Here is an 11,616-nt window from a genome sequence, read left to right on the forward strand (position 1 = left end):
ACCCGTCAATCCTTTTAGCCCGCTGGCTAGAATGAGGCGATCCCCGGCGGAGGTGATCAAGATGAGTGAATCCTGGATCGACGCGCAGATCCGCAAGGCCGAGGAGCGCGGAGATTTCGACGATCTTCCTGGCAGCGGCAAGCCGATTCCCGGTCTCGGGCGGCGTCACGACCCGAACTGGTGGCTCAAGAGCTATCTCAAGCGGGAGAAGCTGGACATGCCGCTACCGGAGACCCTGGCCTTGCGCAAGGAGATCGAGCAGATCTCCGACACGCTCGCGGATGAGCGCTCGGAGAAGGTGGTCCGGGAGATCGTCACCGATCTCAACGCCCGGATCGTCGACGCCCGGCGGCGCCGTACCGACGGACTCAAGATCACCATCGCGACCCTCGAGGTCGATCCGATCGTCGAGGCATGGCGGGCCCGGCGGGAAGCCGAGGGGCGCCCCGTCCGGCCCTGACGGACTCAGTCGCCCTCGGGGTCGGTGGCCGCGGCCTCGACCAGTTCGACCGCACGGACCGCGCGCAGCCCGTCCTCCCCGCTGATCTCGACCGGCGTCTGGGTGGCGATCGCGTTGACGAACGAAGCGAGTTCGCGGCGCAGGGATCCGCCCGAGATCTGCGGATCGTGGGTCCAGTTGCGGGTGTCGACCCGCACCGAACGGCCCCCCGCCTCGGTGATCAACTCCAGCTCGTCGGTCGACAGGTCGACCAGCGCCGAGCCCTCGTCGCCGAACACCTGGACGCCGGCCAGGCAGCTGCGGGCCGAGGCCGGGTGCAGCAGCCAGTGGTTCTCCAGCAGGGCCAGTGTCCCGTCCGCGAGGTCGAGGGTTGCGACGGTGACGTCCGAATAGCTGCCGAACACGCGCCGGCCGGCCGCGGACGCCGAGGCGATGTCCTGGCCGGTGAGCCACAGCAGCAGGTCGAGGTCGTGCACGCCGAGGAACGCCGTCACCGAGGCCCGGGCGGCGATCCGATCGGCGGTCGTACGGGTGTTCACCCGGTGGATCCGGAGGTAGCGGAGCCGGCCGAGTTCGCCCGCGTCGATCCGGCGTTTGAGCTCGCGGAGTCGCTCGTCGAACCGCAGCAGGTGGCCGACCATCAGCCGGCCCGGCAGCGGCTGGGCGGCCAGGATCGCCTCGCAGTCGACGGCGGTGGCGGCCAGCGGTTTCTCCACCAGGACGTACTTTCCGGCGGTCAGCGCGAGCGTCGCCGCGGCCAGGTGAAGATCATCGGGGAGGGTGATCGAAACGGCGTCGACCTCCGGCAGCACCGCGTCCAGCGTTTCGTGGACCTCGAGCCCGAGCTCCGCGGAGATCTCGGCGGCCCGGGCCGGATCGGTCTCGACACCGACCACCGATTCCACCGCCGGTTCGCTGAGCAGCACCTGGGCGTGCAGGCGCCCCATCATGCCGAGGCCGACGACGGCGATCTTCATGCAGGCACCCCGTTCTGCGCTTGACCTTGATCATCGCCGATCCGTACTCTCGACGCAATCGGTTGCCACGAAGGTGGCGGCGCACGTCAGGAAGTTGATCTTGAACTCAAGACAGGGAACCGTCGGCGTCGGCATCATCGGGGCCGGGATCATGGGCCGGAGTCACGCGGCGTCGGCCGCCGGCGACCCGCGGGTGCGGCTGCTGGCGGTGGCCGGGCTGCCGCGGCAGACGGCGGTCGAGTTGGCGGAGACGTACGGCATCGCGACGGTGACCGACGACTACACCGACCTGCTGGCCGATCCGTCGATCGACCTGGTGATCGTCGCGACGCCGGACCACCTGCACGCCGAGATCTGCCTGGCCGCGCTGACCGCCGGGAAACACGTGCTGGTGGAGAAGCCGCTCACCACGTCGCTCGCCGAGGCGGACCGGATCCTGGCCGCGGAGCGGGAGTCCGCGGGGTCGCTGATGGTGTCGTTCAACCACCGCTGGATCCCGGCCTATGCGCAGGCGCACGCGGAGATCGCGGCCGGCCGGATCGGTCGGCCGCGGCTGGCGTACGCCCGGAAGAACGATCGCCTCCACGTGCCGACCACGATGCTGTCCTGGTCCGAGCGGACCACCTGCGCCTGGTTCCTGTCCAGTCACGACATGGACCTGGTCGGCTGGTTCCTCGGCGCACGCCCGGTCCGGGTGTACGCGAGCGCCGTCACGGGTGTGCTGCGGGAGCGCGGGATCGACACGCCGGATGCGATCCAGGCCCAAGTGACGTACGAGGGCGGCGCGGTGGCCACCTTCGAGTCCTGCTGGATCTATCCGGACACGTTCCCGACCATGACCGACTCCTTCATCGAAGTGGTCGGCGAGCACGGTGTGATCCAGTTGCCCCGGGTCGATGATCAACTTCAGCTGACCACCGATGACGGGCACGAGTATCCGCGGCTGTCGGTCGGCGTCGATCTGCACGGCCGGCGCGGCGGTGCGGTGACCGCGGCCCAGTTGCACATGATCGACTGCATCCTCGAAGATCGCCGGCCGCTGGTCGACCCACAGTCCTCCCGCGACGTGATCGCGCTGCTCGAGGCCGTACACCGGTCCATCGAGACGGGACAGCCGGAAGAGGTCTAGCGGACGTCCTTCGCCGAGGCGCGGAACGTGTTGCACTGGAAGATCTCGCGATAGCGGTAGCCCTGCATCGCCCAGGCGACGACGTGTTCCGTGGAGCCGTGCGTCTCGTCGCCGTAGTAGCGACTGATCACCTCTCGATGGTAGGAGCGGCTCACCTTGCCGGTCTGCTTCATGGCCATGCCGCTGAAGCAGGTCGCCTGGAGCTCGATCCGCCGCCTGATCTGCAGCGACTCGGACCCGGACGTGGACGACTCGTGCCAGCTGGCCGCGAGGAGGATGCCGGTCCGGGCCTGGAGGTGGTGTCCGTACTCGTGACCCATCATGTCGAAGTAGTGCGACCACTGGAGTCCGTACCCGCGACGGCCGTGACCCAGCCCGCGCGCCACGTAGATCTGCTGGTTCGCGGAGCAGTAGAAGGCGGGCGCGTTGCTGTTGCCGCAGGGCGAGCGAACTGGGCCGAGGTAGGTCCGGACCTTGACCTTGGTCGCCTGAAAGCCGGCGCGGGCCGTCGGCTTGCGCCACATCTTGGCCATGCAGTCGGCCATGTCCTGCAGCCCGCTGCGCATCTTCTTCTCCGACAGCGCCGGGAACGGGCGGTTGTAGAGGTTCGGCAGGTCCGAGCACTTGGACTTGGACACCTTCTGCCCGTACATGCGATTGTCCCGGGCAACCCTGGCCGCCTCCGCGAGGGACGAGCCGTAGCCGGGCAGCGGCACGTCCTCGTAGCCCTTCTGTGGTTGAAGATGCGCGGGCACGGACTTCTTGGGCGGCTCGGTCCGGCGCGGCGGCGCCGTCGTCCGGGGCGCCGAGGTGGTCCGGGTCGGCTTGGGCTTCGGCGGCGCCGTGGTCTTCCTGGTCGGCTTCGGCTTCGGCGGGGGAGCGGTCGTCCGCGTCGGTGGCTGCGGTGACGACGTCACCGTGGGCGTGACGGGCGCCTTCGGCCGGCTGGTCCGTGGCCGCTCGCTGTTGAGCGACTCGACCCGATCGAAGATCGTGTTGACGATCCCGACGCCTCCGATCGTCACGACCAGCGCGATCACCGACACGATGATCAACACCTTCGCCGCCCCACCGCGCTTCGGCGGAGGCGGCGGAACCGGTGGCCCACCCGGCCACGATCCCGGCGGCCCGCCCCGGAACGGTGGCTGACCTTGCGGATACGGCGACCGACCTTGCGGATACGGGGGCTGCTGCACGGGCGGCGGGCCGGAGTGGCCCGGCGGCGGCTGGTGCCAACCCCACGGCTGCGGCGCCTGCCGCCAACGGCGCGGCGGTGGCGGAGCACCCCAACCCGGGCGCGGCTGCTGCGGATGCGGCGGCGGAGGTCCAGGCTGCGGCGGCCAGGCCATCGGTCTCCTCCCCCACGGCGATCAGTGCGGCCCCGATCGTAGCCAGCCAACGGCTCTCGTATTCGGTTGGGTCGAGGTGACTACCGCCGAGTACAGTACGTACGCGCGCGATGCGGGCCTCTAGCTCAATTGGCAGAGCAGCGGACTTTTAATCCGCGGGTTGTGGGTTCGAGTCCCACGGGGCCCACCGAAGAAAAGGTGATCTGACTAGGTTGGTTGTCAGATCTGCCCGACTTCGGACGAAGTCTTCCGTGGTCTTGTCCATCATGGCGTCCATCAGTGGCCGTCGGCAGAAAACTGGATATGGCCAGAGCCACGCGCGACCCCGCTGCAGAGCCGGGCGTCCGGGTCTGCGGAGAGGCCTACCAGATCCGTGTGTACGCCGGCCTGGATCCGGTCACAGGCGACCGCGTCTACGAGGCGTAAGTCGACCCTGGATCCGAGGAAGGTTGCTCGGATCCGGGCGCGGTTACAGGCAAAAGGTTTGATCTACAGCGGACCGCGGCGACCAACGCCCCCCAGCTACGTGCATGACGAATGGCTTGAATCAGACGACATCGATCACTCGCATCGGCGACGTGCCGATCTCCAACCTGACAACGCAGAACCTCGAGAAGTCCTATGCGCAACTCCGCCGATGCCGTGCTCGATGCGACGGCAAACCGTTCATAGAGCACCGCGCAGAGGGACAGCACGAGTGTCGAGAGATCGTGCGCTGGCGGAAGCCTGGCCGCCCGGCTCGAGACTTGGTTCGGCGTTGTCTTCGCTGGGTATGCCACCTGCATGGTAATGAACGACCGCCGTAACGGAGCGCACATGCCCTCGGATGTGAACACTCGCACGGGTGGTTCGACCGGTTCGCCGATCACGCTTCGCGGTTCTTCTCCCGGGCCTGGTTCTTCACTTTCTGCGTCTTGCTGGTGATCATTTGGGCGCCGTCGTTCTTCATCATTGGCAACGTGGATACCTGGCAGTTGATCATCAATACGCTGACGACGATCGTGACGTTCCTGATGGTCGCGTTGCTGCAGAACAGCCAAGCCCGGTCCGATGCCGCAGTGCAGGACAAGTTGAACGCGATCGCCGAGGCGCTCGCGCAGCTGATGGCATCGTCCACCAAGCACTCATCGGAGCTGGACGAAGACATCGTCGAGCTGCGCAAGGCTGTCGGCCTGGAAGATCGCGAGAGTTCCTCCTGACCCCCACGCAGGAGAAGCCCACCGTTGGCTGGCGGGGAACTTGTCCCCCAGGCCCCGGAGCGGTGGCTGGTCGCCGACTGGGTCAGGCCTGGCCGGTTCAGCCAGCTCAGCCGGCCAGGCCGCCCAGCTTCTGGTGATAGCGACACCCACAAACTCTGCAGTGACGACAGTAGACATTGTGTAGTGGTGTCGTTACAGTAAGTTGTGTTGGTAGGAAAGAAAGAGTGAGTTAGTGAGGATCGTTACCTGATCGGCCGGTGTAGTCAGAGTGAGTAGGTCGGTCGGGTAGCACGGGTGGATCCTGCCGGAGGGGGCTGTTGTTTGGCGCGCAAGACTCCGGCAGGAACCCCCACACCCGGATGTGGTCCTCGGTCGAGGGAGGTGGTCTCCGGTTACGCATGGTCTGGTTCCGGCAGTGAACAGCTCCCGAAGGTGTGGGAGACGTCCTGTGGAACGCGCAGTAAGTAGGGCCGGCCTCACGGCCGGTTGATGGGGAATTACCCGATACCGAAAGGGGCCCTGGCGCCTGGGCGCCGGGGCCCTTTTCCTGCGCGGCTCGTCAGGATCAGACGAAGCGACGGAGAGTGTGGTTGATGAGTGCTGTTCCGGGTGTTGGCCCGGCCAATCTTGATGATGAGGACTATCCGGCCTACACGATGGGCCGGGCGGCGGAGTTGTTGGGGGTGACGCCGGCGTTCCTGCGGAGCCTGGACGAGGCGAAGTTGATCGTCCCGCAGCGTTCCGAGGGTGGGCATCGGCGTTATTCGCGTTACCAGTTGCGGTTGGCGGCGAGGGCCCGAGAGCTGGTGGATCAGGGCACCACGCTGGACGCGGCGTGTCGGATCATCATCCTCGAGGACCAGCTGGCCGAGGCCCAGCGGCTCAACGAGCAGTACGTCAACGAACAGCGCCACCGCCGCGGCTAGCCCAGTTCCAGGAGTAGGGCTGGCAGGGCTGAGACCCGCGCCCCCTGCACGGAGTCTCCCCGCAGTTGCCCGGTCTCACACGCAGCTGTGTGACCGGGCCCAGGATCGAGTCGGTAACCGCTAGCCGGGTAGGGGCGAAAGTCCCTGCCTTTCTTCAGGCGGTGGTGGCGACGGGGCCGTCGGCGATCATGATTTCGTCCAAGACCCAGCGTGGGGCGACGGGGCCGGCGACGATGGTGGTGGCGCGTTGCCAGGGCTGGTCGTGGTGGAGGAAGTCGTGTTCTTCGGCTTGCCGGACGTGTTGGAACGCGGTGGTTTGGGCGGCGTCGTCGTTGATGCCGGTGGCGATGTCGCGGATGATCTCGGGCCGGGCCGTCGGCGGGTTCGGTGTGGATCCAGACGGTGGCGTCCAGCCACGGGGCGAGTTCTTGCCGGGCGGCGCCGACACCTTCGAGTAGGACCAGGTCCAGGCCGGCGGGGACGGTGATGGCGTCGGGTCGGCCGTGGACGATCCAGGCGGGCGGCCGGAACGCGACTCCGCGGCCGTGGTGGAGCGGTTCGAGGACGCCGGTGGTGAGGGTGTCGGTCCAGGCGAAGAACGAGCCGTGCCAGGCGATGTCGTCGACCCGCACGATCGCGGAGAAGGGTGTGGCGGCGTGGAGCCGGGCGGCCAGGTTTGTTTTGCCGGCGCCGCTGCGGCCGTCGACAGCCACGATGCGCGGCCGCCCGGCCGGAGCACCGGCGGCGAGGCGGTAGACGAGTTCGGTGATGGTCGTGCTGCGCCACGCGAGGTCCACCGGCTCACCGGCCGGCAGGGGATTGATCACTCCGGATCCAACCATCCCGGCCGTCCCGGGCGCCAGCGGTGCGGCCGCACCGGTGTCAGGTGGGTCAGGTGAGGCGGCGTTTGGCTTTGCGGGCGCGGCGTTGGACGTCTTTGGCGAGGTCGTGGCCGGTGTCGGTGAGGACTTCGGCGGTGGTCTCGGCCCGGTCGCGGGCTTGGTCGATGATCTCGCGGACCGCGTCGACGAGTTGCTGGTACTGCTGGCGGCCCTTTGCGTTGCGGCTGGCCAGGCCGATCACGGCGGCCGCGAGTGCGGCGATGACCCCGAGGATCAACCAGGCCGGGACTGCCTCACTGTCGTTCTTCTTGTCAGCCATCACTCAACCTTTCCTTGCGCTCTGACTGCCGTCGGCGGGTCAGGTCAGTCTGTACCCAGCCGTGGGGGGTCGTCGTCGTCTTCGAGGGGGACCGGTGTGGCCTGGTCGGCCCGGTCGGCCTCGTCCGCCTCTACCGGGGTCTCCGCGGTGCCGGCAGGGTCGGCGGGGACGGTGAGGTCGCCGTCGGTGCCGACCGCGAACGGCTGGGCGGGTTGTTGTTGTTGTTGTTCGAGCCAGTCCGCTTCGGGGGTTTCATTCATCGGGGGTGTTCCTTCCGGCATGGTCCACGGGTGGTCGGTGGCGGTCCAGGCCCGGCAACGGGCGGCGGTGTCGAGGACGTGTTCGGTGCCGCGGGGCAGGTCGCGGCGGTCGAGGAGCCGGTCCCACAGGTGGCGGTGGCGGTCGCCCGTCGAGGGTGACGGTGACCTGGCCGCGGACCGGGATGCCGTGTTGGGTCGCGGTCAGGCTCAGGTAGCGGTGGCCGGTGTCCTCGGCCCCGCCAGGCGAGCAGCTGCGGCCCGGTCAGCAGCCGGGCCCAGGCGACGAGCTCGCCGGCGTGTCGATGGTGACGGACACGTCGCCGATGATGTCGAGTTCACGGCAGGCCCGCAGCGGGACCGCGAGCTGGCGGGCCTTGATAGACGAGCCCATCCCTGTCCTCCTTTCCCGCGGCCTTGGCCGTGACCGGAGCCCCGGGAGTTGACCGACCAAGGACTTTCCCGGGGCTACGGCACTTCGGTGGGCCTGGCGGTGGGGGCGGGGGCGGGGTCGGACGGGTAGCCCGGCCTCTCGGACCTGTTGCAGGGAAGGGGAGAAGGGGTTGCGGGTCTTACGGGCTTCGCCGGGGCCCCGCCCTGGTTTCCGCCGCCAGGAGTGGTGGCCGAATCCGCCGGCCGCTGCGCAACTGCAGCAAGGTCACCGGGTTGCCCAGAGCGGAGGCATCTCCTGGGGCAACTCTCGCCGGTCGCGGGGCCGGACCGGCGGACTCGGCACGTATCTTCAGTTGGCTGGTGATCTTGTTCAGTTGGTCGTGATCGCGGTCTGCTCGTCGCGGCCGTCGGTCTGGATGGCGATCTTGCGCGGTTTCGCCTTCTCCGCCACCGGGACCTGCAGCCGCAGCACGCCGGCGTTGTAGCCGGCGGTGATGTGTTCCAGGTCCAGGTTGTCGCCCAAGATCAACTGCCGCGAGAACAGCCCGCGCGGCCGTTCCGAGGCGACCAGCTCGACGTCCTGGTCGGCCAGCTTCCGTTCGGCCCGGACGGTCAGCACGTTGCGCTCGACGTCCAGATCGATCGAGCCCGGGTCCACGCCCGGCAGATCGAACTCGACCACGAAATGATCACCCTCACGCCAGGCGTCCATCGGCATGAACGCCGGCCGGCTCGTCGTCCCGAGCACGCGCTCAGTGAGTCGGTCCAACTCACGGAACGGATCGGTTCGCATCAACACCATGAGTCACCTCCACAGAAATCCGACACCCCAGCCGACGGGGGTGCTGTCTGTCCCATCGACCATCGACTATCTATGGCCACTACTACAGATATCTTCTAGCATGGATAGAAACCAAGTTCAAGACGAAAGTAGAGAAGTCACTGCGGAGATGATGAAGGAGGTCCGAGCGTGACCACCACCCCGGACGGAGCCCCCGACCCGACGGCCGGGGTCTACGCGATCAGCATCGCCGCCGACCTCGTCGGCACCGGCGTGCAGAACCTCCGTGCCTACGAGAAGGCCGGCCTGGTCACCCCGCAACGCACGCCCGGCGGGAACCGCCTCTACAGCCAGGCCGACATCGACCGGCTCCGCCAGATCACCGCACTGCTCGACCAAGGCCTCAACCTCGCCGGCATCACCATGGTCCTCGACCTCCGCGATGAGAACCACCAACTCCGCACCACCCGAACCGAGGCTGGACAATCGCGCGGGTAGTGGGAGGAGGAGTGCCGCGCGGAACGATCTTGGTCGGCCCCGCTGTCAGGGGCGGGGATCCGTGTCAACAGAAGGCATTCCGGGTACCTGTGGGGTTAGGCCGGCGTGGGGCTCCGGGACCACCAGTCGGCTCAGGCCGCGGTGTTCAGCCCCGAGCCACCGTGGCCGCACCCGCTCTCAGCACTGCCGCTGTCAGGAGGCCGGCTCGGTGTCGGCGGCAGGCAGCTGGCGGAGCATGATCACATCCTTGGCCAGGGAGTGGAGCTTGGTGTTGGTGTTCTGCGAGTACCGCTTCAGCACGCTCGCGGCCTGGTCCTCGGTCAGGGCGTAGCGCTGCATCAGAATGCCGATCGCCTGACCGATCTCGGTGCGGGTCTGGACTGCCTGGGTGAGGTTGTGAATGTTGACCGCCGCCCAGAGCGCGGCGGTGGCGTGGGCGGCGAACAGGCCGAGCGTGTTCACGTCGCGGCTGGTGAACTGCCGACGGGCATGGCCATACAGGTTCAGTGCGCCGAGCCGGCGGTGGCCGGCGGTGTGCAGGCTGACCGACATGACGCTGCGGAAGCCGAGATCGGCGACCTTCGGCCCCCACACCGGCCACCGCTCGTCGACCGCCAGGTCACCACAGAGCGTGCTGTGGTCCTCGGTTGCAGCCTCCACGCACGGGCCCTGCCGCAGCTCGTGTTGCAGCGTGTCGGTGTACTTGATCAGGTCCGAATCGGTAAGGCTGTCCAGTCGGCCACCGGCCCGGATCATCGTCACTCCAGCCCCATCGGCACCGACCACCGATCGGGCGGTGTCGACGATGTCCAGGACCGTCGAGGTCAGATCAGCATCTGCGCGGGTGGTCTGCCAGGCGAACTCGGCGAACTGCTCGTCCAACTCATCAGTGCCCATCGGATCGTCCTCTCGCGGCTTGCGGCGCTTCGCTGTAGTCGCCGGCCGCACCCCGGGACACCCGGACCGGGATGCGTCAGCACCGAGGGCGGGGCTCTTCACGGTAACCTCCCGTGCGGGCCGTCGCAGCCAAAGGGCGCCACAGGCCGCCTCGCTGTCAGGTGGTTGGTGCAGCAGACCCGGTCTCCGGCGGGGGGCGATGGGTCAAGGGATGGTACGGGGAACGCCATCGGTCACCCACCGTTCGATGACCTGTGCTGCTTGGTCGGCGATCGGGTGGCCGGGCGGACGGGTCACCAGGTCGCTGAGGGCGAACATGTCGAGCACTCGCCCTAGATAGGCCCAGTTCACCTGGTGTGGTAGATCCTGGGCGAGGTGTGGGACGTAGCCGGCGGCGAAGCCGTCCAGGAAGCCGTCCGGGTAGTCGGCGCCGAACCTGGCCATGTTCGCGGCGTCACCGTAGGGACACCCGGAGTAGCTGAACTCCCAGTCGAGAACGGCGCCGACTCGCCAGCCGTCAGTCGTGCGGGTGACGAGAAGGTTCTTGGGATTCATGTCCGCATGAACCAGCCGGGCCTGCGTGTCGACGTCGCGGAGTGCCGGGGCGTGGGCTCTGCACAACTGGAGCCACGCGCTGCGCGTTGTCTCGCAAAGCCGCGGGGGAGTGGTGGCCAGGCACTGCGCGCTCAGCGAGGGCAGTTGGGCTGACCAGGCAGGGGCCTCGGATACGGCGAGGCTGGCGTCAGCGAAGAAGCCGGGCTGGTCGAACACGACACTAGAGATGCCGGCAACGACGCGCCCGATCTCACGGCCGAGAAGGATCCACTTCTCCTTCGGCCACGCCGCCTCGGCCAGCACGTCGCTGAGCGGTGTGGCCTCGACCCAGTTCAAGATCATGCCGGCGCGAGCCCGGCCCTCCGGCGGAAGCAGCGCCACAACCCCGGGAACCGGAACGACACGGGCGGCGCGCGCCATCACGGCAGCCTCAATCGCTGGGTCAGTCCCGCCGAGACGAACCACGTACCGGCCACCCTCCACCGTGACGAGGCACGTCTCATGGGAAAAGCCGCCCGCCAGGGTTTGGGTGTCCAGAACCCGGCTACCCAGCGCGGAAGCAACGCGCGACTTCTCCTCCACCAGCACTTTCTTCCCTTCGCTCGATCCGGCGTCGCCGCACCCAAGCTAGCGTGACCTTCGACCCAAGACGCCGACTGTCGGAGTTCTCACCCGCGGAAGCGGCCGGGTGGCTTCCGGCCTTGCCCAGAGGTCCAACACTCCGCTACGCTGATTGCATATTGCAAGCGGTTAGTCCAGGTGGAGCTTGGCGCAGAGAAGGAGAAGCATCGTGGGCAAGGTGACCTGTCATCAGACGATCTCGATCGACGGTTATGCCGCCGGTCCGAACCAGTCGGAGGAGCGGCCGTTCGGTGAGGACGGCGGTGACGGCTGGGGGAACCGGCTGCACAGCTGGATGTTCGACGGGGCGGACGAGAACCGGGCAGAACTGGATCAGGCAGCCAAGGCCGGCGCGTTCATCATGGGGCGGAACATGTTCGGCCCGGTCCGGGGACCGTGGGACCGGTCCTGGA

15 protein-coding genes, 1 tRNA gene and 1 pseudogene are annotated in these 11,616 nt (G+C 67.8%); 8 read left to right on the top strand and 9 right to left on the bottom strand.

Features of this window, described 5'->3' with window-relative positions:
- The first annotated feature begins 61 nt into the window (after positions 1–61).
- Positions 62–460: a DnaJ family domain-containing protein gene (locus tag AC6CCG_RS32185; protein WP_496658937.1), complete on the top strand. Its 399-nt coding sequence runs from the start codon at positions 62–64 to the stop codon at positions 458–460.
- Positions 461–465: 5 nt separating this feature from the next.
- Here the strand turns inward: AC6CCG_RS32185 and AC6CCG_RS32190 are convergent, their stop codons facing one another.
- On the bottom strand, positions 466–1,437 hold the full coding sequence (locus AC6CCG_RS32190; protein ID WP_496658938.1) for a Gfo/Idh/MocA family protein: 972 nt from the start codon (positions 1,435–1,437) through the stop codon (positions 466–468).
- A 100-nt stretch (positions 1,438–1,537) separates the two neighbouring features.
- On the opposite strand from AC6CCG_RS32190, the gene AC6CCG_RS32195 reads away from it, so the two are divergent.
- Positions 1,538–2,566, top strand: coding sequence for a Gfo/Idh/MocA family protein (locus AC6CCG_RS32195; protein WP_496658939.1), 1,029 nt, complete (start codon positions 1,538–1,540; stop codon positions 2,564–2,566).
- Here AC6CCG_RS32195 and AC6CCG_RS32200 read toward each other — a convergent pair.
- The gene (locus AC6CCG_RS32200) at positions 2,563–3,321 is read right to left on the bottom strand and encodes a neutral zinc metallopeptidase (RefSeq protein WP_496658940.1); all 759 of its coding nucleotides are present in this window, start codon (positions 3,319–3,321) and stop codon (positions 2,563–2,565) included. The two genes, AC6CCG_RS32195 and AC6CCG_RS32200, sit on opposite strands and share 4 nt — an antisense overlap.
- A 7-nt stretch (positions 3,322–3,328) precedes the next feature.
- Between AC6CCG_RS32200 and AC6CCG_RS32205 the strand changes: the two genes are divergently transcribed.
- The 4 genes and pseudogenes from AC6CCG_RS32205 to AC6CCG_RS32220 all read left to right on the top strand — a co-directional run bounded on the left by AC6CCG_RS32205 (position 3,329) and on the right by AC6CCG_RS32220 (position 6,040).
- Positions 3,329–3,715, top strand: coding sequence for a hypothetical protein (locus tag AC6CCG_RS32205; RefSeq protein WP_496658941.1), 387 nt, complete (start codon positions 3,329–3,331; stop codon positions 3,713–3,715).
- Between the two features lie 314 nt (positions 3,716–4,029).
- Positions 4,030–4,102 (top strand) — tRNA-Lys (locus tag AC6CCG_RS32210).
- 721 nt (positions 4,103–4,823) lie between these two features.
- Positions 4,824–5,114, top strand: a pseudogene (locus tag AC6CCG_RS32215) (low affinity iron permease family protein); the annotation flags it as partial.
- 593 nt (positions 5,115–5,707) lie between these two features.
- Positions 5,708–6,040, top strand: coding sequence for a MerR family transcriptional regulator (locus tag AC6CCG_RS32220; RefSeq protein WP_496658942.1), 333 nt, complete (start codon positions 5,708–5,710; stop codon positions 6,038–6,040).
- 154 nt (positions 6,041–6,194) lie between these two features.
- On the opposite strand, the gene AC6CCG_RS32225 is transcribed toward AC6CCG_RS32220, so the two are convergent.
- The 5 genes from AC6CCG_RS32225 to AC6CCG_RS32245 form a co-directional block, all read right to left on the bottom strand.
- Complete coding sequence (locus tag AC6CCG_RS32225) at positions 6,195–6,488, bottom strand: hypothetical protein (protein ID WP_496658943.1); 294 nt, start codon at positions 6,486–6,488, stop codon at positions 6,195–6,197.
- 443 nt (positions 6,489–6,931) lie between these two features.
- Positions 6,932–7,201 carry a hypothetical protein gene (locus tag AC6CCG_RS32230; RefSeq protein WP_496658944.1) on the bottom strand — a complete coding sequence of 90 codons (270 nt, stop codon included), beginning with the start codon at positions 7,199–7,201 and terminating at the stop codon, positions 6,932–6,934.
- 44 nt (positions 7,202–7,245) lie between these two features.
- On the bottom strand, positions 7,246–7,482 hold the full coding sequence (locus tag AC6CCG_RS32235; protein ID WP_496658945.1) for an Rv3202a family protein: 237 nt from the start codon (positions 7,480–7,482) through the stop codon (positions 7,246–7,248).
- Positions 7,483–7,723: 241 nt separating this feature from the next.
- Positions 7,724–7,852 (bottom strand): hypothetical protein, encoded by a 129-nt coding sequence (locus tag AC6CCG_RS32240; protein WP_496658946.1) that lies wholly within the window; start codon positions 7,850–7,852, stop codon positions 7,724–7,726.
- Positions 7,853–8,221: 369 nt separating this feature from the next.
- Positions 8,222–8,653, bottom strand: a complete 432-nt coding sequence (locus AC6CCG_RS32245; RefSeq protein ID WP_496658947.1) for an Hsp20/alpha crystallin family protein — start codon at positions 8,651–8,653, stop codon at positions 8,222–8,224.
- A 168-nt stretch (positions 8,654–8,821) separates the two neighbouring features.
- On the opposite strand from AC6CCG_RS32245, the gene AC6CCG_RS32250 reads away from it, so the two are divergent.
- Entirely contained in the window at positions 8,822–9,130 is a 309-nt protein-coding gene (locus AC6CCG_RS32250) for a MerR family transcriptional regulator (protein WP_496658948.1), read from the top strand.
- 192 nt (positions 9,131–9,322) lie between these two features.
- On the opposite strand, the gene AC6CCG_RS32255 is transcribed toward AC6CCG_RS32250, so the two are convergent.
- Positions 9,323–10,027, bottom strand: a complete 705-nt coding sequence (locus tag AC6CCG_RS32255; RefSeq protein WP_496658949.1) for a GAF and ANTAR domain-containing protein — start codon at positions 10,025–10,027, stop codon at positions 9,323–9,325.
- A 204-nt stretch (positions 10,028–10,231) separates the two neighbouring features.
- Positions 10,232–11,164: a phosphotransferase family protein gene (locus AC6CCG_RS32260; protein WP_496658950.1), complete on the bottom strand. Its 933-nt coding sequence runs from the start codon at positions 11,162–11,164 to the stop codon at positions 10,232–10,234.
- Between the two features lie 208 nt (positions 11,165–11,372).
- Between AC6CCG_RS32260 and AC6CCG_RS32265 the strand changes: the two genes are divergently transcribed.
- On the top strand, positions 11,373–11,616 hold a 244-nt coding region (locus tag AC6CCG_RS32265; protein WP_496658951.1), incomplete at its 3' end, for a dihydrofolate reductase family protein.

The sequence above is a fragment of the Microlunatus sp. YIM B11417 genome, from assembly GCF_059617205.1.